This window comes from Streptomyces sp. NPDC044061, assembly GCF_056434305.1.
This window is the reverse complement of the sequence record NZ_JBWKFL010000004.1, coordinates 471777-494072: the sequence shown is the minus strand read 5'-3', so window position 1 is coordinate 494072 and position 22296 is coordinate 471777. Positions and strand designations below refer to the sequence as shown.

Below are 22296 nucleotides of genomic sequence, written 5' to 3'. Positions count from 1 at the left end.
GTGTCCGGGGACAGCGCCGCTTCGGCTCCCGGCCGGTCCGGGGCGAGTCCGGGGCGGTCTGTCGGCCGGAAGGCGGCGGGTTCGCGCTGGGGACGCCTCTTCGAGGGCGGGCTGCTGCAGGGAGGAGTCCAGGGCAGCCCGGTCGTCCGGCTGTTCATGCGCTGGGTGCGGCGTCCGCTGCTGCCCGTCATGCGGCTGTGGCGGCGCAACATCCAGCTGAGGGTCGTCGCCACGACCCTGCTGATGTCGCTGGGCGTCGTCCTGCTGCTGGGTTTCGTAGTGATCGGGCAGGTGCGCAACGGCCTGCTGGACGCGAAGGTGAAGGCGTCGCAGAGCCAGGCCACCGGTGGGTTCGCGGTGGCCAAGCAGAAGGCCGACGAGGCTGCCGCCGGTACGGGTACCGGCACCGGTGACGGCACCGCCGACGCCGACGGGCGGCCGTCGCAGAACGTCATCCCGTGGATGAGTGACCTCGTGGAGTCGCTCTCCAGCGGTGGCGCCGGCGCCTTCGACGTCGTGACCCTGCCCGTGGGCGACGACAGCGGCGGCGGGCGCAGCCCCCGCGGCTCAGGAAAGGTCGACCCTTCCTCCAGTGTGCCCGCGGCCCTGCGGGACCGGATCAACAGCAGTACGACGGCCGCCCAGAGCTACACGCGGATCGTCTATTCCACCGGCAAGGAGTCCCAGCCGGCGCTGGTCATCGGCAAGCAGGTCAACGACCCCAACAGCCACCCGTACGAGCTGTACTACCTCTTCCCGCTCACCCAGGAGGAGAAGTCCCTCAGCCTGGTCAAGGGCACGCTGGCGACCGCCGGGCTCTTCGTCGTCGTACTCCTGGGCGCGATCGCCTGGCTGGTGGTGCGGCAGGTCGTCACGCCGGTGCGGATGGCGGCCGGGATCGCGGAACGGCTGTCCGCGGGGGTCCTGCAGGAGCGGATGAAGGTCACCGGCGAGGACGACATCGCGCGTCTGGGCGAGGCCTTCAACAAGATGGCGCAGAACCTCCAGCTGAAGATCCAGCAGCTGGAGGACCTGTCGCGGATGCAGCGGCGGTTCGTCTCCGACGTCTCGCACGAGCTGCGCACCCCGCTGACCACCGTGCGGATGGCGGCCGACGTCATCCACGAGGCCCGCGAGGACTTCGATCCGGTGACCGCCCGGTCGGCCGAGCTGCTCGCCGACCAGCTGGACCGGTTCGAGTCGCTGCTCGCGGACCTGCTGGAGATCAGCCGCTTCGACGCGGGCGCCGCGGCGCTGGAGGCCGAGCCGATAGACCTCAGGGAGGTCGTGCGGCGGGTGGTCGGCGGTGCCGAGCCGCTCGCCGAGCGCAAGGGCACCCGCATACGTGTCGTCGGCGACCAGCAGCCCGTCGTCGCCGAGGCCGACGCCCGGCGTGTGGAGCGCGTCCTGCGCAATCTCGTCGTCAACGCCGTCGAGCACGGCGAGGGCAAGGACGTCATCGTCAAGCTCGCCGCCGCGGGCGGCGCGGTCGCCGTCGCGGTGCGGGACTACGGCGTCGGGCTCAAGCCCGGCGAGGCGACCCGTGTCTTCAGCCGCTTCTGGCGGGCCGACCCGGCACGCGCGCGTACCACCGGCGGTACGGGCCTCGGGCTTTCGATCGCCCTGGAGGACGCCCGGCTGCACGGTGGCTGGCTGCAGGCCTGGGGCGAGCCGGGCGGCGGCTCGCAGTTCCGGCTGACGCTGCCGCGGACCGCGGACGAACCGCTGCGCGGCTCGCCGATACCGCTGGAGCCCAAGGACTCGCGGCGCAACCGCGGACTCGACGACGCCGGCCTGCCCCGTGGCGGCGAGGAGAAGCGGGCGACCGTTCCGGTGCAGCCGGGCAGTGGCCAGGTGTCGCCGCTGCCCGCGCGTTCCCCGCGTCTGGCCTCCGTCAGCCCCGCCGCCGACCCGACGGCACTGCCCGGCAACGGCAACGGCGCGCGCGTCGTTCCGCGGCCGTCCGGCGCCGCACGGCGCCCCGACGACAGGAGCGCGGCCGGTCCGGCACCCGACCCGCGCACGGGCCGTTCCGAGACGGCCGGAAGCGAGGACTCGACCGAGTCAGGGGAGGCATTTCGTGGGCGCTGACCGCGAGGGGGGCGTCCGGCGCACGCTGGGACGCGCGGTGGCCTACTCGGCCCTGGGGGTCGTTCTGCTGGCGGGGTGCGCCTCGATGCCCGACAGCGGCGATCTGCGGGACGTCGAGTCCACGCCCCGGCAGGACACCGGGGTGCGCGTGTTCGCCATGCCGCCCGCCGAGGACGCCCAGGCGCCCGAGATCATGCAGGGCTTCCTGGAGGCCCTGACCAGCGACGATCCTCAGTACGACACCGCGCGCAAGTACCTGACCGCCGACGCCGCGCGCCGCTGGCGGCCGGAGGAGTCGGCGACCGTGCTCGCGAACGGGCCGAGCGTCGTGACCGGCAACCAGCCGGGAGGCCAGGCCACGTCCGACAGCCTCACCTTCACCCTGACGGGCAGCAAAGTGGCCACCGTCGACGCACAGCAGGCGTACGCGCCGGCCGACGGGGACTACCGCAAGAAGGTGCACCTCACGAAGGACGCCAAGTCCGGGCAGTGGCGCATCGACGCGCTGCCCCCGGGCGTCGTCATGGGCCAGTCGGACTTCCAGCGCAACTACACGTCCGTCAACAAGTACTACTTCGCCTCCGGCACGGCGGTCGGGGCGACCGGGCAGCCGGTGGCGGTCGCCGACCCGGTGTTCGTCCGCAGCAAGGTGGACCCGATGACCCAGGTGGTGCGGTCGCTGCTGAGCGGCCCCACGAGGTGGCTCAGGCCGGTGGTCAGGTCCAGCTTCCCGACCGGTACGGCCCTGCAGAAGGGCGTGTCGGGGCTGGCGCCGGACGACCAGAACCGGCTGACGGTGCCGTTGAACGCCAAGGTCGCCCGGGCGGGGTCGACCAAGTGCATGGAGATGGCGACCCAGTTGCTGTTCACGCTGCGGAACCTGACGCCGACGCTGGAGTCGGTCGAGCTGCTGGGGCCCGGCGGGCACCGGCTGTGCGACCTGCCCGGGGAGCGTGCCGACACCGCCGCCTGGCACGCCTCGGCCCAGCGACCCGACTACCTGTACTTCCTCGACGGCAAGCACCGGCTCGTGCGGTTGCCGACCGGGAGCCCGGGGACCAGCGCCATTCCGGTGCCGGGCCCGCTGGGCGAGGGCGCCAAGCTGCTGCAGTCGGTGGCCGTCTCGCGGGACGAGCACACCGTGGCCGGCGTCGGCGCCGACGGCAAGGCGCTTTACGTCACCTCGCTGGCGTCGGACGCGTCGGTCGGGGACCCGGTGGTCAGCAGCCAGGGGGCGACCGAGACCGACCGGCTGACCACTCCGAGCTGGGACGCCCACGGCGACCTGTGGGTGGCCGACCGTGATCCTCGTGATCCGAAGCTGTACGTCCTGGAGCAGGGCGGCGGCAAGCCGGTGCGGGTCACCATCCCGGACCTGCCCGGACGCATCCGGGACGTGCGGGTGGCGGCCGACGGGGTGCGGGTGGCGCTGGTCGTGGAGAAGGACGGCAGGCAGTCCCTGCTCATCGGCCGGATCGAGCGCGACGACAAGTCGGGGGAGCGTCCCGGAGTCGTCGAGCCGCGCCCGGCCGCCCCCGATCTGGAGCAGGTCACCGCCATGTCCTGGGCGGGGGACAGCCGGCTGGTCGTGGTCGGCCTCGAGCAGGGGGGCGTGCACCAGATGCGGTACGTCCAGGTCGACGGCTCCACTCTGGACGGTCCGGCGCCCGCGGCGCTGTCGGGCGTGAAGGCGATCGCCGCGTCCGAGGACGAGCGGGTCCCGCTGGTGGCCTATTCGGAGGACGGGATCGTTCGACTGCCGTCCGGGGCGCAGTGGCAGAAGGTCGACAAGGACGGGACGGCGCCGATCTATCCGGGCTGAGGCCGTCATCGCGCCGACGGTTGTGGTGGCCGGGGGTCCACGCCCGGGCGGATGGCCGTACGGCCCTCACTCGTGCGGGTGATGAGCGGCGGGTGTGGCTCCGCGCTGTCCACAGGGCGTTTTCCACAGGGGTGGCAGGTGGTGCCGGGCGTCGGCACAGTGGTGGGCATGCGGGGCTGGTGGCACGACCTCACCGACCTGGTGCTGCCGGCCGAATGCGCGGGCTGCGGCGCACCTCGTACGGACCTGTGTCCGCGGTGCCGTGCAGCTCTGGGCGGAGCCGTGCCGCGCCGGGTGCGGCCCACGCCGGAGCCGCCCGGGCTGCCGGTGGTGCACGCGGCGGCTCCGTACGCGGGGGAGGTGCGGGCCCTTCTCCTCGCCCACAAGGAGCGCGGCGCGCTGCCGCTCGCGGCAGCACTGGGCACGGCCCTGGCGGGGGCCGTGCGCGCGGGCCTCGGGCCCGACGGGTCCGGTGACGTGTCGGCGGTACGGCGTGTGGCCGGGACCGTGCTGCTCGTTCCCGTGCCCTCCGCCCGGTGGGCCGTGCGGGCGCGCGGGCACGATCCGGTGCGGCGGATGGCGCTCGCGGCGGCCGGGGAGCTGCGGCGCACCGGCACGCCGGTCCGGGTGGCCGCCGTGCTGCGGCAGCGGCGGTCCGTGGCGGACCAGGCGGGGCTCGACGCCCGCGGGCGCCTGGCGAACCTCGCGGGTGCGCTGGAGGTGACGGCGGGCGGGGCTCGTCTGCTCGCCGGTGGCCGGGTCGTGGTCGTCGACGACCTGATCACGACGGGCGCGAGCCTCGCGGAGGCGGCACGGGCCCTGCGGGAGGCGGCGGTATCCCGCCGTGATGGCGTATCGGCCGTGTACACGGCCGCAAGTCGGGAAGGAAGGGGGGAACGACCGAGCGGTGCACGACCGGAGAGGGGGAACTCGGTGCATGGTGCACCTGAAAAGGCGGTGCCGAACGCCATAGGAGAGCCGCTTCGAGCCGCTGTGATCGGCGCTCCGCGGGATTCTTTCGAAATAAACAGGAACTGAGCGCTGACTTGCATCGTTGCAGGTAGCGAGTGCTTCAATTCACCTGAACGGAGGTACGCGGCAGTAGAGGGTGACGACATCCGTCCGGGCGAGATATGTTCGGTTGTGAGGAAAGGTGCAGGCCACGCCTCGCATATCCGAATGCCGTGCTGCGGGTTTTCCGCTATCACCCGCGCCGGTGGGGTGGAGATCTTGCCCATGGGGGAGGAGGAGGTGGAAGTCACCGAGTCCGAGGTCCCGGGGCTCACCGGGACCTGGTGCAAAAGGGAGATGCTCCGCCGATGGAGCGGAGCGATCCGGGAACGGAGTTCTGCGTGGACATCGTCGTCAAAGGCCGCAAGACCGAGGTGCCCGAGCGGTTCCGCAAGCACGTGGCCGAGAAGCTGAAGCTGGAGAAGATCCAGAGGCTCGATGCCAAGGTGATCAGCCTCGACGTCGAGGTGTCCAAGGAGCCCAACCCGCGTCAGGCCGACCGCTGTGACCGAGTGGAGATCACGCTCCGCTCCCGCGGTCCGGTGATCCGGGCGGAGGCGGCGGCCAGCGATCCGTACGCGGCACTCGACCTGGCGGCCGAGAAGCTGGACGCCCGGCTGCGCAAGCAGCACGACAAGCGTTTCTCGCGACGCGGCGCACGACGGATCTCGGCGGCCGAGGTTCCCGACCACGTCCCGGGCGCGGCGACGCTCAACGGCAACGGCCTACCCGTCCACGAAGAGGAGACGGACGGAGTGCCGACCAAGAAGATCGGCTCGCTGGAGGTCAAGGGCGAAGGGCCCCTGATCGTCCGCGAGAAGACCCACGTCGCCTCCCCGATGAGCCTCGACCAGGCCCTCTACGAGATGGAACTGGTCGGCCACGACTTCTACCTGTTCGTCGACTCCGAGACCAAGGAGCCGAGCGTCGTCTACCGGCGACACGCCTACGACTACGGCGTCATCCACCTCAGCACGGACCCGATGGTCACTGAGGCGCAGCCCCCGGCGGCAGGGGGCACGCTGGGCGGCTGACCGCCCGGCCGAAGCTGAGCCCGTGCCCCTGGAAGCGCGTGTGCGCCCCCAGGGGCACCGGTGTGCGACCACTTCGCGCCCCGCACGTCACCTGCGTGTCGTCCGGGCATGGAATCATGACCGTACCGGCCCAACCGGTGGGCCGCTGCCTTGGGTTGGCGATGGCACAGGACCACAGGCCACAGCCTCAGGGGGAGGAACGATGGCGGACACCTTCGGACCGATGCGGGACGCCGACGACGGCGACGGTGTCATCGGCGTGAGTCCGGACACGGGCTCTTCGCGTCAGGAGCCGATCAGAGTCCTGGTCGTGGACGATCACGCCCTCTTCCGCCGCGGCCTGGAGATCGTGCTCGCGGCCGAGGAGGACATCCAGGTCGTCGGCGAGGCGGGCGACGGCGCGGAGGCGGTGGACAAGGCCGCGGACCTGCTGCCCGACATCGTGCTGATGGACGTGCGGATGCCCAAGCGCGGCGGGATCGAGGCCTGCACCTCCATCAAGGAGGTCGCCCCCAGCGCGAAGATCATCATGCTGACGATCAGCGACGAAGAGGCCGACCTCTACGACGCCATCAAGGCGGGCGCGACCGGATACCTGCTCAAGGAGATCTCCACCGACGAGGTGGCCACCGCCATCCGCGCCGTGGCCGACGGGCAGTCGCAGATCAGCCCCTCCATGGCGTCGAAGCTCCTCACCGAGTTCAAGTCGATGATCCAGCGCACCGACGAGCGCCGGCTGGTGCCCGCGCCCCGGCTGACCGACCGCGAGCTGGAGGTCCTCAAGCTCGTCGCCACGGGCATGAACAACCGGGACATCGCCAAGGAGCTGTTCATCTCCGAGAACACCGTGAAGAACCACGTCCGCAACATCCTGGAGAAGCTGCAGCTGCACTCCAGGATGGAGGCGGTGGTCTACGCGATGCGGGAGAAGATCCTCGAGATCCGCTAGGCCCTAGCCGAGCAGGAGGGCGAGTTCCCTGGTGAGGGGCTCGCGGAGTTCGGGCGCGTCCACGCGTTCCACACGGACGTCTGTGCAGTCCACCCAGGTCGCCGCCTCTGTCAGGGCCTGCGCCACCGCCTGGACCGCCTTCGGGCCGTCCAGGGTGACCTGCCTGGCCACCAGCGTGTGGCCCTCGCGGGCCGGGTCGACGCGGCCGACCAGGCGGCCGCCGGCCAGCACCGGCATCGCGAAGTAGCCGTGGACCCGCTTCGGCTTGGGGACGTAGGCCTCCAGACGATGGCTGAAGCCGAAGATCCGCTCCGTGCGCGCCCGCTCCCAGATCAGGGAGTCGAACGGGGACAGCAGCGTCGTGCGGTGCCGGCCGCGCGGCGGTGCGGCGAGGGCAGCCGGGTCCGCCCAGGCCGGCTTGGACCAGCCCTCCACCTCGACCGGCACCAGACCCGAGTCGGCGATCACCGCGTCGACCTGCTCGCCCTTGAGGCGGTGGTAGTCGGCGATGTCCGCGCGCGTGCCGACGCCGAGGGACTCACCGGCGAGCCGGACCAGACGGCGCACGCACTCGGTGTCGTCCAGCTCGTCGTGCAGCAGCGCGTCCGGGATGGCGCGCTCGGCCAGGTCGTACACCCGCTTCCAGCCGCGGCGCTCGACGCACACCACCTCGCCGTACATGAGCGCGCGCTCCACGGCGACCTTGGTGCCGGACCAGTCCCACCAGTCGCTGGTCTTCTTCGCGCCGCCCAGCTCCGTCGCGGTCAGCGGGCCCTCCGCGCGCAGCTGCTTGACGACCTGGTCGTACACGCCGTCCGGGAGCTGGTGGTTCCAGTGCGGGCGGTCGCGGTAGGCGCGGCGGCGGAAGGCGAAGTGGGGCCACTCCTCGACCGGGAGGATGCACGCCGCGTGCGACCAGTACTCGAAGGCGTGGGTGTCGCGCCAGTACGCGGCCTCGACGGTCTTGCGGCCGACCGCGCCGAGTCGGGCGTACGGCACCAGCTCGTGCGAGCGGGCCAGGACCGAGATGGTGTCCAGCTGGACCGCGCCGAGGTGGCGGAGCACCCCGCGGACACCGGAGCGCCGGTCGGGCGTACCGAGGAAGCCCTGGGCCCGAAGGGCGACACGCCGGGCGTCGTCCGCGGTGAGCGTGGTGGTGGGGCGCGGAAGGGTCGTCATGTGTCGGACGATAGAGCGTGGCACTGACAGCGCGGGACGACCTGCGGTTTCGTCCTGCTGGTCAGATCCGGGCGGGCAGATACGGCGCCGTCGACGGCAGGCCCAGGTCCGACGGGAGCAGGGAACCCACCCAGCAGTCCCGGCGTACCCCCTTGTTGTTGATGGCCGAGCGCAGGGTGCCCTCGATGGTGAATCCGGCGCGCTCCGCCACCGCGCGGGAGGCGTGGTTGCCGACCTCGGCCCGCCATTCGACACGGTCGACGCCGACCTCGGTGAAGATCCACCGGCAGGCGGTGAGCACGGCCTCGGTGACGTAGCCGCGGCCGCGATGTTCCTTGGCCGACCAGAAGCCGACCTCGGCCACGCCGAGCGCGCGCATCGTCAGGCCGAGCATCCCGGCCAGCGCTTCGCCCGCCGGAAACACGCCGAAGGTGAACATCGAACCCTCGGACCAGCCGTCGGGGACCATCTGCTCCGTGAAGCCACGGGCGTGCTCGGGCAGATAGGGCGAGGGGATCGTGGTCCAGCGCTGGATGTCCGGGTCCTGGGCGGCCTCGTACACCGCCTCGGTGTCGCCGGGGCCGACGGTGCGCAGAACGAGACGGTCGGTGGTCAGCGTGACGGGTTCCATCGGCCGATTCTGGTCGTGTGACGCCCGCGGCGCCAGCGGGTTTCGCGGTGAGTGAGCGGGTGATCACGATTCGCTCAATCACTCGCGGCATGCGGCACTATCCGTGTGTCCCGTCCGTTGGACCGAGTGAAGCAGCCGTCGGGCCGCCGGGCCTCCCGGCGCAGCCAGGTCCTCGCATACGATGGCCGTTGCTCAGTACGTCAAAGGAAAACCGACCGTCCCAGGCCCGACCGGCAAGGAGACCAGCCCCCGTGTCCGTCCTCTCGAAGATCATGCGTGCAGGCGAAGGCAAGATCCTGCGCAAGCTGCACCGCATCGCGGACCAGGTCAACTCCATCGAAGAGGACTTCGTCGACCTCTCCGACGCCGAGCTGCGGGCCCTCACCGAGGAGTACAAGCAGCGCTACGCCGATGGTGAGAGCCTGGACGACCTGCTCCCCGAGGCGTTCGCCACCGTCCGCGAGGCCGCCAAGCGCGTCCTCGGCCAGCGGCACTACGACGTGCAGATGATGGGTGGCGCCGCCCTCCACCTCGGCTATGTCGCCGAGATGAAGACCGGTGAGGGCAAGACCCTCGTCGGCACGCTGCCCGCGTACCTGAACGCCCTCTCCGGAGACGGCGTCCACCTCATCACGGTCAACGACTACCTGGCCGAGCGCGACTCCGAGATGATGGGCCGCGTCCACAAGTTCCTGGGCCTGAACGTCGGCTGCATCCTCGCCAACATGACCCCGGCCCAGCGCCGTGAGCAGTACGCGTGCGACATCACCTACGGCACGAACAACGAGTTCGGCTTCGACTACCTGCGCGACAACATGGCGTGGTCGCAGGACGAGCTGGTGCAGCGCGGCCACAACTTCGCCATCGTCGACGAGGTCGACTCCATCCTGGTCGACGAGGCCCGTACGCCGCTGATCATCTCCGGCCCGGCCGACCAGGCCACCAAGTGGTACGGCGACTTCGCCAAGCTGGTCATCCGCCTGAAGAAGGGCGAGGCGGGCAACCCGCTCAAGGGCCTCGAGGAGACCGGCGACTACGACGTCGACGAGAAGAAGCGCACGGTCGCCATCCACGAGAGCGGTGTCTCCAAGGTCGAGGACTGGCTGGGCATCGACAACCTCTACGAGTCGGTGAACACCCCGCTGGTGGGCTACCTGAACAACGCCATCAAGGCCAAGGAGCTCTTCAAGAAGGACAAGGACTACGTCGTCATCGACGGCGAGGTCATGATCGTCGACGAGCACACCGGCCGTATCCTCGCCGGCCGCCGCTACAACGAGGGCATGCACCAGGCGATCGAGGCGAAGGAAGGGGTGGACATCAAGGACGAGAACCAGACGCTCGCCACGATCACCCTGCAGAACTTCTTCCGCCTCTACAAGAAGCTCTCCGGCATGACCGGTACGGCCATGACCGAGGCCGCCGAGTTCCACCAGATCTACAAGCTCGGCGTGGTCCCGATCCCGACCAACAAGCCGATGATCCGCAAGGACCAGTCGGATCTGATCTACCGCACCGAGGTGGCCAAGTTCGAGGCGGTCGTCGACGACATCGCCGAGAAGCACGAGAAGGGCCAGCCGATCCTCGTCGGCACGACGTCCGTCGAGAAGTCGGAGTATCTGTCCCAGCAGCTCAGCAAGCGCGGCATCCAGCACGAGGTGCTGAACGCCAAGCACCACGAGCGCGAGGCGTCGATCGTGGCCCAGGCCGGCCGCAAGGGCGCCGTGACCGTGGCGACCAACATGGCCGGCCGTGGTACGGACATCAAGCTCGGCGGCAACCCCGAGGACCTCGCCGAGGCGGAGCTGCGCCAGCACGGCCTCGACCCCGAGGAGCACATCGAGGAGTGGGCGCACGCCCTGCCCTCCGCCCTGGAGAAGGCCGAGCAGGCGGTCAAGGCCGAGAAGGAAGAGGTCGAGGACCTCGGCGGCCTGTACGTGCTGGGCACCGAGCGCCACGAGTCGCGGCGCATCGACAACCAGCTGCGCGGTCGTTCCGGCCGTCAGGGCGACCCGGGCGAGTCCCGCTTCTACCTCTCCCTCGGTGACGACCTGATGCGGCTGTTCAAGGCCCAGATGGTCGAGCGCGTGATGTCGATGGCCAACGTGCCCGACGACGTGCCGATCGAGAACAAGATGGTCACGCGCGCGATCGCGTCCGCTCAGTCGCAGGTCGAGCAGCAGAACTTCGAGACCCGTAAGAACGTCCTGAAGTACGACGAGGTGCTCAACCGGCAGCGCGAGGTCATCTACGGCGAGCGCCGCCGCGTCCTGGAGGGCGAGGACCTGCACGAGCAGGTGCAGCACTTCACGGACGACACCATCGACGCGTACGTGGGCGCGGAGACCGCCGACGGCTTCCCCGAGGACTGGGACCTGGACCGGCTGTGGGGCGCCTTCCGGCAGCTCTACCCGGTGAAGATCACTATCGAGGAGCTGGAGGAGGCGGCCGGTGACCGGGCCGGTCTGACCGCCGAGTTCATCTCCGAGTCCATCAAGGACGACATCCACGAGCAGTACGAGAGCCGGGAGACGCAGCTCGGCTCCGAGATCATGCGGGAGCTGGAGCGGCGGGTCGTGCTGTCGGTCCTCGACCGCAAGTGGCGCGAGCACCTCTACGAGATGGACTACCTCCAGGAGGGCATCGGCCTGCGCGCGATGGCGCAGAAGGACCCGCTGGTCGAGTACCAGCGCGAGGGCTTCGACATGTTCACCGCGATGATGGAGGGCATCAAGGAGGAGTCCGTCGGCTACCTGTTCAACCTGGAGGTCCAGGTCGAGCAGCAGGTCGAGGAGGTTCCGGTCGAGGAGGCCCAGCCGGTCGCGGAGGGTGTCCAGGACACCGTGCCGGCGCAGGCGGGCGCGCGTCCGGAGATCCGGGCCAAGGGGCTGGATGTCCCGCAGCGACGGGATCTGCACTTCTCCGCCCCCAGCGTGGACGGTGAGGGCGGCATCGTGGAGCGCGACCTCGAGGACGACGAGCCGATTCGCTCCGAGTCCGATGGACTGACGCGGGCGGAGCGTCGTCGGCAGGCGAAGGGCGGGCGGCGCCGCAAGAAGTAGCCTGAGGCGCTTCAGCGCTTGACTCGGGGCCGGGTTCCCTTTCGGGGCCCGGCCCTTTGCCATGCGCTGTTGGGGCGTTGCTGCGGCGCCCTGTGCTGCTGGGCGGGGACGGGGCCCGCTCGCCGCTCTGACGGCTGCCCGCAGCTACGCCGGCTGCGCCGGCCTCGGACCCAGTTCGATCGCTGTGCAGCGCCAGCGGTGGTCGGGGCCCTGTTCCAGGCGGAAGGCCATGGCGCGGAGCTGGTTGCCGGCGGCGATACGGGCGAAGACCTCCAGTGCGCCGGTGCGTGGGACGTAGTAGCCGATGTCGCGGACGACGGGGCGGGCTCCTCGGGTGCGCAGGGGGCCGCGTTCGGCGAGCCGGGCCAGTTCGTCGTAGGCGCGGCCCGCGGTGTACCGGAGCATCCAGTGGACGGGGCGCTGGCCGCTGAGGACGGCCAGCAGACGGTCGGCGAAGAGGTCGGTGGGGCGCGGCTGCGCCACGGCCGTCTCCGGCGCCGTACGGACCCTGCCGCGCACGGGGTTGCGTGGCGGTGTGCTGCCGGGACGGCGGGAGTCCTGGCGGGTCGGAGGACGGTGGCGCGGGCGGGGGTGCGCGGCGCGGCTCATGACCTTGTTCATGGGGGTCCCCGTTCGGCGGGCCCGGAACGTACCGGGCGGTAACTCGCTGGTGGGGATCTTGTACGGGTGCCGGGGCTGTCCTTGCAAGGAAGGCGGGGCGCGTGGCGAGGGCCCGGGAATGTTCACCTATCCGAGTGGTGCGGAGCCCCGGAAACCCCGTGGGCGAGCGGTGGGACCGGGTGAGGTGAGGGGCGGCGGGTGGACGCCGCGGGGGGTGTGGGCGGGGACCCGAAAGGGGACGGCCGCACGTATCCTGAAGGCCCGTCGGTGACCAGGAAAGAGCGGCCAGCCATGCGCGTCTACGTCCCCCTGACCCTTCCCGGTCTCGCCGAGGCGCACAAGACGGGTGAGCTGGGGACCGGCCCCTTCGTGGCGTACGCCGTCACGCCGGCGTTGCGCGAGTGGTACCTCTCGGACGACATCGAGGAGCTGGAGTACGCGGCGCTCAGCCGGGCCGCGCTCGCCTCCCTGCGGCTGCTGGCGGCCGATTCGGACGCGGTACGGCGCCGGGTTGTCGTCGCCGTCGACGTGCCCGACGGCACCGCCACGGCCGACCCGGACCGCGGGCTCGACCCGTCCGCGCTCGGCGAGGTGTCGGTGGCCGGTGCGGTGCGGCTCGCGAAGGCGGCGGCGGTGCACGTCGACGCCGACGACGCGGAGCGGGACGTGGCCGCCGCGGCCCAGGCGCTGGAGGCGGCCGACGGCGGGGACGACGACGCGCAGTTCGTCGTGGACGAGGCCGACGACCACGAGCTGCTGTGGTTCGCCACGCAGGAGATCCCCAGCCTGGTGGACCGGGTCTGACGGGGCGGTGTCCCCGCCCGGCCTGCTCGCCGACGTGATTGTCAGTGGGGGCGGGTACGGTCTTTGCATGGGGATGCACAAGAGCGCGCACATCGTCTGGGACTGGAACGGGACCCTGTTCCACGACAATGACGCGATCATCGGGGCGACGAACGCGGCCTTCGCCGAGCTGGGCCTGGCGCCGATCACGCTGGAGCAGTACCGGACGCTGTACTGCGTGCCGGTGCCGAAGTTCTACGAGCGGCTGCTGGGCCGGCTGCCCACGAACGCCGAGTGGGAGCTGATGGACGTGGTCTTCCACCGGTACTACGCGGAGCACCGGGTGCGCTGCGGGCTCACCGAGGGCGCGGCCGAGCTGCTCGCGCGGTGGCGGTCGACGGGGCACAGCCAGTCGCTGCTGAGCATGTACGGGCACGAGGAACTGGTGCCGCTGGTGCGGGGGTTCGGGATAGAGGCGCACTTCATACGCGTCGACGGGCGTACGGGGCCGTCCGGGGGCAGCAAGGCCGAACACATGGTGCGGCACCTGGAGGCGCTCACGGAGGCGGTGGAGCCCGCGCGCACCGTGGTGATCGGGGACGCGGCGGACGACGCGGTCGCCGCGCGGTACGTGGGGGCGCGGGCCGTGCTCTACACCGGGGGGTCGCACAGCCGGGCCAGCCTGGAGGAGGCCGGTGCGCCCGTGGTGGACACGCTGGCCGAGGCGGTGGCCGAGGCGCAGCGCCTGGCGGCGTAGCCGCGGGCCGGCGCGTGCGGCCCGGGGCCACCCGTGCGGCTCTCGCTCAGCTCACCGGCGCCTTCGCCCGCAACACCGTGAGGAACTCCCGCATCCACCCCGGATGGTCCGGCCAGGCACGGGCCGAGACCAGGGTGCCGTCGACCACCGTCTCGCTGTCCTCGAAGTGGGCTCCGGCGGACTGCATGTCCAGTTCCAGTGCCGGGTACGCCGTGACGCGGCGGCCGCGGAGGCTGTCGATCGCCGCGGTGAGCAGGGGACCGTGGCAGATCTGGGCGACCGGCTTGTCCGCGTCGAAGAACGCCTTGAGGATCTTGCGCAGTTCGGGGTCGTTGCGCAGGTACTCGGGAGCCCGGCCGCCGGGGATGACCAGGGCCGCGTACTGACCGGGGTCGACCTCGGAGAAGGCGAGGTCGGCGGGCCAGGTGTAGCCGGGCTTCTCGGTGTAGGTGTCGTAGCCGGGCTCGAAGTCGTGGACGACGAAACGGAGCGTCTTGCGGGTGGGGGCCGCGATGTCGACGTCGTAGCCTTCCTCGCGCAGGCGCTGGTAGGGATAGAGGACTTCCAGGGACTCCGCTGCGTCGCCGGTGATGATGAGGATCTTCGCGGGCATGTCGGCTCCTCCCGGGCGGCACTGTCCCCTCCGCGGGGGACGGGCACTGTTCAGGGGCAACGTGCCTCGGCAGGGCGCGCTTGCCAAGAGGGCCCGTCGCTTTCAGGGTGCGGCCCGGGGCGGCCCGGCGCGACCGGATGTGCCACCGGATGCGAACGACGCGTGACCGGGATACGCCACCCGGCCCCGCGACGCCGCTGTGCAGAACGTCAAACTTCACCCCCCTGTTTTGTACACATACGGCTCATGACGGGCCCCGGGTGAGGAGCGATAGCCTTGTGGCGTGATCAGCGCGATATCTCGCGGGAGCGATGCTGCTCCTGCCCTGCGCCCGGGTTGCACGGAACATCTCCGTGACCGGGCGGCGGTCGCTGGTCTTCACGCGCGGGACGGGGGCGCGGAAGCCCCCAGGACGCCGACGGCGGCCCGGGACGGGGCGGTGCCGAGAGCAGCGTCACATCCGACAGGCGTGCCGAGAATGGCCGAATACCCCCCGCTCGTCTCACCTCGCGGCATAGCGTCGGATCGGACCGGAGACCCCGGGCCGTGGCGTCGAGCCGGAGGGAAAGAGACCGAATTTCCTTCTACGTCACGCAACGGCGCGCGACAGGAGCCAGAGGACAATGCAGACCAAGCTGGACGAAGCCAAGGCCGAGCTGCTCGAACGGGCCGCCCGGGTAGCTGAGAACAGTCCGGTCGGGGGGCACCTACCGACCGGGACGACGGGCGAGGGCGCGGCCGGCATCCCCGACAGCGAAGCCGTGCTCGCGTTCCTCCAGCGTTACTACCTGCACACCGCCCCGGAGGACCTCGCAGACCGCGACCCGGTCGACGTGTTCAGCGCCGCGGTCTCGCACTACCGGCTGGCCGAGACCCGTCCGCAGGGCACCGCGAACGTCCGGGTGCACACCCCGACCGTCGAGGAGAACGGGTGGACCTGCAGCCACACCGTGGTGGAGGTCGTCACCGACGACATGCCCTTCCTCGTCGACTCGGTCACCAATGAGCTGACCCGGCAGGGGCGTGGCATCCACGTCGTCATCCACCCGCAGTTCGTCGTGCGGCGCGACCTCACCGGCAAGCTCATCGAGGTCCTGCCGACCTCGCCCACCGGCGACCTGCCGCACGACGCGCACATCGAGTCCTGGATCCACGTCGAGATCGACCGGGAGACCGACCGCGCCGACCTGAAGCAGATCACCGCCGACCTGCTGCGCGTGCTGTCCGACGTCCGCGAGGCCGTCGAGGACTGGGAGAAGATGCGGGACGCGGCGGCCCGGATCGCCGACGACCTGCAGAGCGAGCCCGTGCCGGCCGACCTCCCCGGCCCGGAGGTCGAGGAGGCCCGCGAGCTGCTGCGCTGGCTGGCCACCGACCACTTCACCTTCCTCGGCTACCGCGAGTACCAGCTGCGCGACGACGACACGCTCGCCGCCGTGCCCGGCACCGGTCTCGGCATACTGCGTTCGGACCCGCACCACGCCGAGGACGACCAGCACCCGGTCAGCCCCTCCTTCGAGCGGCTGCCGGCCGACGCCCGCGCCAAGGCCCGCGAGCACAAGCTGCTCGTGCTGACCAAGGCCAACAGCCGGGCCACCGTGCACCGGCCGTCGTACCTGGACTACATCGGCGTCAAGAAGTTCGACGCGGACGGCAACGTCGTCGGTGAGCGCCGCTTCCTCGGCCTGTTCTCCTCCGCCGCCTACACCGAGTCCGTGCGCCGGGTCCCGGTCATCCGCCGCAAGGTGGACGAGGTCCTCGAGCGCGCCGGGTTCTCGCCCAACAGCCACGACGGCCGCGACCTGCTCCAGATCCTGGAGACCTACCCGCGCGACGAGCTGTTCCAGACCCCGGCCGCCGAGCTGCAGGCGATCGCGACGAGCGTCCTCTACCTGCAGGAACGCCGGCGGCTCCGGCTGTACCTGCGTCAGGACGAGTACGGCCGCTACTACTCGGCCCTCGTCTACCTGCCGCGCGACCGCTACACCACCGGCGTGCGGCTGCGGATCATCGACATCCTGAAGGAGGAGCTCGGCGGCATCAGCGTCGACTTCACCGCCTGGAACACCGAGTCGATCCTGTCCCGGCTGCACTTCGTCGTCCGTGTCCCGCCGGGCACCGAGCTGCCCCAGCTGTCGGACGCCGACAAGGACCGCATCGAGGCCCGCCTGGTCGAGGCCGCCCGCTCCTGGACGGACGCGTTCGCCGAGGCGCTGACCGCGGAGCTGGGCGAGGAGCGCGCCGCCGAGCTGCTGCGCCGCTACAACAACGCCTTCCCCGAGGGCTACAAGGCCGACCACTCCCCGCGTGCCGCGGTCGCCGACCTCGTCCACCTGGAGCAGCTGAGCGAGGACAAGGCCTTCTCGCTCAGCCTGTACGAGCCGGTCGGTGCCGCGCCCGAGGAGCGCCGCTTCAAGATCTACCAGAAGGGCGGCACGGTCTCCCTGTCCCACGTGCTGCCGGTGCTGAGCCGCCTCGGCGTCGAGGTCACCGACGAGCGGCCGTACGAGCTGCGCTGCGCGGACCGCACGACCGCCTGGATCTACGACTTCGGCCTGCGCATGCCGAAGTCGGCGAGCGTCGGCGGGGACCTGGGCGACGACGCCCGTGAGCGGTTCCAGGAGGCGTTCGCCGCCACCTGGACCGGCAAGGCGGAGAACGACGGCTTCAACTCCCTCGTCCTCAGCGCCGGGCTGACCTGGCGGCAGGCCATGGTGCTGCGCGCGTACGCCAAGTACCTGCGGCAGGCCGGCTCCACCTTCAGCCAGGACTACATGGAGGACACCCTCCGCAACAACGTCCACACCACCCGGCTCCTCGTCTCCCTGTTCGAGGCGCGGATGTCGCCGGACCGGCAGAAGGCCGGTCTCGAGATCGTGGACGCCCTGCTGGAGGAGCTGGACGCGGCCCTGGACCAGGTGGCCAGCCTGGACGAGGACCGCATCCTGCGGTCCTTCCTGACCGTCATCAAGGCGACCCTGCGCACGAACTTCTTCCAGGAGGCGCTCGGCGGCCGGCCGCACGAGTACGTGTCCATGAAGTTCGACCCGCAGGCCATCCCGGACCTGCCCGCGCCGCGCCCGGCGTACGAGATCTGGGTGTACTCGCCGCGGGTCGAGGGCGTGCACCTGCGCTTCGGCAAGGTCGCCCGAGGCGGTCTGCGCTGGTCCGACCGGCGTGAGGACTTCCGCACGGAGATCCTCGGCCTGGTCAAGGCGCAGATGGTGAAGAACACCGTCATCGTGCCGGTGGGCGCCAAGGGCGGCTTCGTCGCCAAGCAGCTGCCGGACCCGAGCGTCGACCGCGACGCCTGGCTGACCGAGGGCATCGCCAGCTACAAGACGTTCATCTCGGCGCTGCTGGACATCACCGACAACATGGTGGCCGGCGAGGTCGTGCCGCCGCAGGACGTGGTGCGGCACGACGGGGACGACACCTACCTGGTGGTCGCGGCCGACAAGGGCACCGCGACGTTCTCCGACATCGCCAACGAGGTCGCGAACAAGTACAACTTCTGGCTGGGCGACGCCTTCGCCTCCGGTGGCTCGGCCGGTTACGACCACAAGGGCATGGGCATCACCGCGCGCGGCGCCTGGGAGTCCGTGAAGCGGCACTTCCGCGAGCTGGGCGTGGACACGCAGACCGAGGACTTCACGGTCGTCGGCATCGGTGACATGTCCGGTGACGTGTTCGGCAACGGCATGCTGCTCTCCGAGCACATCCGCCTGGTCGCCGCCTTCGACCACCGGCACATCTTCATCGACCCCACCCCGGACGCGGCCACCTCCTACGCCGAGCGCCGCCGCCTGTTCGAGCTGCCCCGCTCCAGCTGGGCCGACTACAACACGGAGCTGGTGTCGGCGGGCGGCGGGATCTTCCCGCGCACCGCCAAGGCGATTCCGCTCAACGCGCACATCCGTGAGGCCCTGGGCATCGAGGAGAAGATCTCCAAGATGACCCCGGCCGACCTGATGAAGGCGATCCTCCATGCGCCGGTCGACCTGCTGTGGAACGGTGGCATCGGCACGTACGTGAAGTCGTCGGCGGAGTCCAACGCCGACGTCGGCGACAAGGCCAACGACGCCATTCGCGTCGACGGCGCCGACCTGCGCGTCAGCGTGGTCGGCGAGGGCGGCAACCTGGGCCTGACCCAGCTCGGCCGCATCGAGTTCGCGACGCACGGCGGGAAGATCAACACCGACGCGATCGACAACAGCGCCGGCGTGGACACCTCCGACCACGAGGTGAACATCAAGATCCTGCTGAACGGCCTGGTCACGGACGGCGACATGACCGTCAAGCAGCGCAACAAGCTGCTCGCCGAGATGACCGACGAGGTCGGCGCGCTGGTCCTGCGCAACAACTACGCGCAGAACACGGCGCTCGCCAACGCGCTGTCCCAGGCCAAGGACATGCTCCACGCCCAGCAGCGGTTCATCCGCCACCTGAGCCGCGAGGGCCACCTGGACCGGGCGCTGGAGTTCCTGCCCACCGACCGCCAGATCCGCGAGCGCCTCGGCCACGGCCAGGGCCTGACGGGCCCGGAGACGGCCGTCGTGCTGGCGTACACGAAGATCACGGTGGCCGAGGAACTGCTGCACACCTCGCTGCCGGACGACCCGTACCTGCGCGGCCTGCTGCACGCCTACTTCCCGACGGCGCTGCGCGAGCGGTTCGCGGACGCCGTGGACAGCCACCCGCTGCGCCGCGAGATCACCACGACCGTGCTGGTCAACGACACGGTCAACACCGGTGGTACGACGTATCTGCACCGGCTGCGCGAGGAGACCGGCGCCTCCCTCGAGGAGATCGTCCGCGCCCAGACCGTGGCCCGCACGATCTTCCGCTCGGCGCCGGTGTGGGACGCGGTCGAGGAGCTGGACAACAAGGTCGAAGCGGCCGTCCAGACCCGCATCCGGCTGCACTCGCGCCGCCTCGTGGAGCGCGGCACGCGCTGGCTGCTGAACAACCGGCCGCAGCCGCTGCAGCTCGCGGAGACCGTCGAGTTCTTCGCCGAGCGGGTCGAGCAGGTCTGGCAGCAGCTGCCGAAGCTGCTGCGCGGCGCGGACCTGGAGTGGTACCAGCACGTCTACGACGAGCTGTCCGCGGCCGGCGTCCCGGACGAGCTCGCCACCCGCGTGGCCGGCTTCTCCTCCGCCTTCCCGGCGCTCGACATCGTCTCGGTGGCCGACCGCATGGCCAAGGAGCCGCTGGACGTCGCCGAGGTCTACTACGACCTCGCCGACCGCCTCGGCATCACCCAGCTCATGGACCGCATCATCGAGCTGCCCCGCGCCGACCGCTGGCAGTCCATGGCCCGCGCCTCCATCCGCGAGGACCTGTACGCGGCCCACGCGGCACTCACCGCGGACGTCCTCGCGGCCGGCAACGGCACCTCGACGCCCGAGCAGCGGTTCACGACGTGGGAGCAGAAGAACGTGGCGATCCTGTCCCGGGCGCGCACCACCCTGGAGGAGATCCGCGGTTCGGACTCCTTCGACCTCGCCAACCTGTCGGTGGCGATGCGGACGATGCGGACGCTGCTGCGCACGCATTCGTAGCCGTACGGCGACGAGGGCGCCCCGGGCCGGTCCAGGCCCGGGGCGCCTTTGTTCTTGCCGACCCTTAGCCGAAAACGTGCGGTGAATTTACCGTTTCCTGCTAATCGGTGCGTTTCGGATAAGGTCGGGGCTGTGACAGTGAACCTCACCGAGACCCGCCCGACGGAAGTGCTCGCGCCGGCTCCGGCCCGGCCGGTCACGCGCGTGGTGCTGGAAGCCGTGAAATTCGGAGTCGTCGGCGGCAGCGGTGTCCTCGTCAATTTCCTCGTGTTCAACCTGCTGCTGCACGGCCTGCGTTGGCCGGCGATGACCGCGACGGTCCTGGCCAGTTGTATCGCGATGGCGACGAATTACCTCGGCTTCCGCTATTTCGCCTATCGCGACCGCGCCTCGCGCACCCGCCGCCAGATCGTCTTGTTCTTCGCCTTCAGCTGTCTCGGTGTGGTGCTGGAAAGCGGCTTGTTCTGGGCGGGTTATCACGGGCTCGGGCTGCACGGCGCGTTCGAGTCGAATGGAGTGAAGGCGCTGTCGATCGTGCTCGCCTCCGCCTTCCGTTTCCTCGTCTACCGCACCTGGGTGTTCCAGCAGGATGCGCGCCGCGCCGCCTAGCGGCGCGAGCGCCGGCCGGGCGCTGCCGCAGGCCGCCGCCGCGCTCGTCCTGCTGCTGATGGTCCTGGTGATCGTCCGTCTGCCGTGGGCGGGCGATCTCGGCATGCACGCGGCGACCGTGCAACGGCTGCGGCACAGCCTGCTGCACCCCGGGAACCCGCTGGTCGACGCGGACACGCCGAGCCCGTACTACTCGCCGTGGATGCTGCTGCTGGGCTGTCTCGCCCGGATCACCAGCCTGTCGGTGTTCGACGTGCTGCGGATCGGCGCGCTCGTCGGGCTGGGACTGCTGTTCAGCGGCGTCTGGCGGTACGTCCGCACGCTCAGCGCCCACCGTGCCGCGCCCGCCCTGGCGATCCTGTGCCTGGTCCTCCTGTGGGGTCCGCTGCTGTTCAACTGGAGCGGCTTCCTCGGCCTCAACTCCCTGGCGCTGACGGTGTCGTACCCCAGCGTGTTCGCCCTCGGCCTCTCCTTCCACTTCTGGGCCTGGCTCAGCGGGGCGCTGCGCGGGGAGAGCGGCTGGGGGGTGTGGCTGGGTCTGGGTCTTCTGTGGGGGCTGATCCTGCTGTGCCACCAGTTCACGGGGGTGGTGGCCTCGCTCGGCGCGCTGGCCACGGTGATCGCCGCACGGCCTGGGCGTGCGCTGCTGCTGCGGCTCGGCGCCGGGCTGTTGCCGGCCGTGGCGCTGCTGTGGCTCTGGCCGTACTACGACTTCTTCGCGCTCTTCTCCGCGGGCGCGGATCTCGAGGCGATCCACCGGCCGCTGTACGAGCACCTGGCCGGGCGGTTCGGGCTGGTGCTGCTGGGGGTCGTGGCGCTGGGTGTGCGTCTGCGACGGGACCGCTGGGACCCCCTGGTGCTCTTCTTCGCGCTCGGTGTGCTGGTGTTCGCCGCGGGCGGACTGACCGGGCACTACTCGTGGGGGCGCGCCCTGCCGGCCGTGCTGATCCCCGCGCAGCTCGCGGCCGCGCTGGAGGTCGTGTCGGTGGGGAAGCGGGCGGTGCGGGTGGGCTGGGCGTGTGCGCTGGGCGCCGCGCTGGCCGTGGGGGCGTGGGCGCAGGCGGGGACGCTCGGGTATGTGGTCGGGCGGGACGCGCTGCCCGGAGCGGTGGCGGCCAAGTACCGGCCGCCGTGGGTCGGGTATCAGTGGATCACGCCGTGGGTGAAGTACGGGGACGTGGTCATGGCCCGTACGTTTCCGTCCCGGCAGATCCCCGCGTACGGGCCGTACACCGTGGCTCCTGGGTATCCCGATGTGTTCCTGCCGGATGCGGCGGGGCGGGACGCGGCGGTGCGGCGGTACTTCGCGGCGGATACCTCCGGTGGATTGCGGCGGGACATACTGCGGCGGTACGGGGTGCGGTGGGTCGTGGGCGGCAAGGGGTCGGCCGAGCCGTGGCTGAGGCAGGTCGCCACCGGCCCGGGCGGGCAGGTGCTGTACCAAGTGGAGCACTGACCGGTGCTGTTGCCGGGCGCGGGCGCGGGGCCGCCGCGCCCACCCGTGCCGCCCTGGGGGTACCGCCCAGGCCCTTGAGGCACTGGGGGGAGGCACGATCGCCCGCAGTTGTGCAGG

15 protein-coding genes are annotated in these 22296 nt (G+C 70.9%); 11 read left to right on the top strand and 4 right to left on the bottom strand.

The genetic code is table 11. From position 1 onward, the window contains the following. From mtrB to AC07CM_RS09405, 5 genes are all read left to right on the top strand, one after another. Entirely contained in the window at positions 1-2091 is a 2091-nt protein-coding gene (gene mtrB / locus AC07CM_RS09425; RefSeq protein WP_478875732.1) for an MtrAB system histidine kinase MtrB, read from the top strand. Beyond that, the gene (locus AC07CM_RS09420; protein WP_478875731.1) at positions 2081-3913 is read left to right on the top strand and encodes an LpqB family beta-propeller domain-containing protein; all 1833 of its coding nucleotides are present in this window, start codon (positions 2081-2083) and stop codon (positions 3911-3913) included. Before mtrB ends, AC07CM_RS09420 begins: the two co-directional genes overlap by 11 nt. Positions 3914-4081: 168 nt before the next feature. Further along, positions 4082-4951, top strand: a complete 870-nt coding sequence (locus AC07CM_RS09415) for a ComF family protein (protein ID WP_478875730.1) — start codon at positions 4082-4084, stop codon at positions 4949-4951. A 314-nt stretch (positions 4952-5265) separates the two neighbouring features. Further along, complete coding sequence (gene hpf, locus AC07CM_RS09410; RefSeq protein ID WP_478875759.1) at positions 5266-5958, top strand: ribosome hibernation-promoting factor, HPF/YfiA family; 693 nt, start codon at positions 5266-5268, stop codon at positions 5956-5958. Positions 5959-6160: 202 nt separating this feature from the next. Then, on the top strand, positions 6161-6907 hold the full coding sequence (locus AC07CM_RS09405) for a response regulator (protein ID WP_478875729.1): 747 nt from the start codon (positions 6161-6163) through the stop codon (positions 6905-6907). A 3-nt stretch (positions 6908-6910) separates the two neighbouring features. Here the strand turns inward: AC07CM_RS09405 and AC07CM_RS09400 are convergent, their stop codons facing one another. Further along, positions 6911-8086, bottom strand: a complete 1176-nt coding sequence (locus AC07CM_RS09400) for a winged helix-turn-helix domain-containing protein (protein WP_478875728.1) — start codon at positions 8084-8086, stop codon at positions 6911-6913. A 61-nt stretch (positions 8087-8147) separates the two neighbouring features. After that, positions 8148-8717 (bottom strand): GNAT family N-acetyltransferase, encoded by a 570-nt coding sequence (locus tag AC07CM_RS09395; RefSeq protein ID WP_478875727.1) that lies wholly within the window; start codon positions 8715-8717, stop codon positions 8148-8150. A gap of 251 nt (positions 8718-8968) precedes the next feature. Here AC07CM_RS09395 and secA point away from each other — a divergent pair, with 251 nt between their 5' ends. Next, positions 8969-11779, top strand: a complete 2811-nt coding sequence (secA, locus tag AC07CM_RS09390) for a preprotein translocase subunit SecA (protein WP_478875726.1) — start codon at positions 8969-8971, stop codon at positions 11777-11779. Between the two features lie 144 nt (positions 11780-11923). Here the strand turns inward: secA and AC07CM_RS09385 are convergent, their stop codons facing one another. Beyond that, a complete protein-coding gene (locus AC07CM_RS09385) occupies positions 11924-12400 on the bottom strand; it encodes an Rv3235 family protein (RefSeq protein WP_478875725.1) in 477 nt (158 codons plus the stop codon). Between the two features lie 291 nt (positions 12401-12691). Here AC07CM_RS09385 and AC07CM_RS09380 point away from each other — a divergent pair, with 291 nt between their 5' ends. Then, a complete protein-coding gene (locus AC07CM_RS09380; protein WP_478875724.1) occupies positions 12692-13204 on the top strand; it encodes a DUF6912 family protein in 513 nt (170 codons plus the stop codon). 67 nt (positions 13205-13271) lie between these two features. Continuing rightward, complete coding sequence (locus AC07CM_RS09375) at positions 13272-13940, top strand: HAD family hydrolase (protein ID WP_478875723.1); 669 nt, start codon at positions 13272-13274, stop codon at positions 13938-13940. Between the two features lie 46 nt (positions 13941-13986). On the opposite strand, the gene AC07CM_RS09370 is transcribed toward AC07CM_RS09375, so the two are convergent. Continuing rightward, on the bottom strand, positions 13987-14553 hold the full coding sequence (locus AC07CM_RS09370; RefSeq protein WP_478875722.1) for a DJ-1/PfpI family protein: 567 nt from the start codon (positions 14551-14553) through the stop codon (positions 13987-13989). A 623-nt stretch (positions 14554-15176) separates the two neighbouring features. Between AC07CM_RS09370 and AC07CM_RS09365 the strand changes: the two genes are divergently transcribed. The 3 genes from AC07CM_RS09365 to AC07CM_RS09355 all read left to right on the top strand — a co-directional run bounded on the left by AC07CM_RS09365 (position 15177) and on the right by AC07CM_RS09355 (position 22179). Continuing rightward, positions 15177-20114: an NAD-glutamate dehydrogenase gene (locus AC07CM_RS09365; RefSeq protein WP_478875721.1), complete on the top strand. Its 4938-nt coding sequence runs from the start codon at positions 15177-15179 to the stop codon at positions 20112-20114. A gap of 132 nt (positions 20115-20246) precedes the next feature. Next, positions 20247-20723, top strand: coding sequence for a GtrA family protein (locus AC07CM_RS09360; protein WP_478875720.1), 477 nt, complete (start codon positions 20247-20249; stop codon positions 20721-20723). Beyond that, on the top strand, positions 20704-22179 hold the full coding sequence (locus AC07CM_RS09355; RefSeq protein WP_478875719.1) for a hypothetical protein: 1476 nt from the start codon (positions 20704-20706) through the stop codon (positions 22177-22179). The genes AC07CM_RS09360 and AC07CM_RS09355 overlap by 20 nt, the downstream gene beginning before the upstream one ends. The last annotated feature ends 117 nt before the right edge of the window (positions 22180-22296 follow it).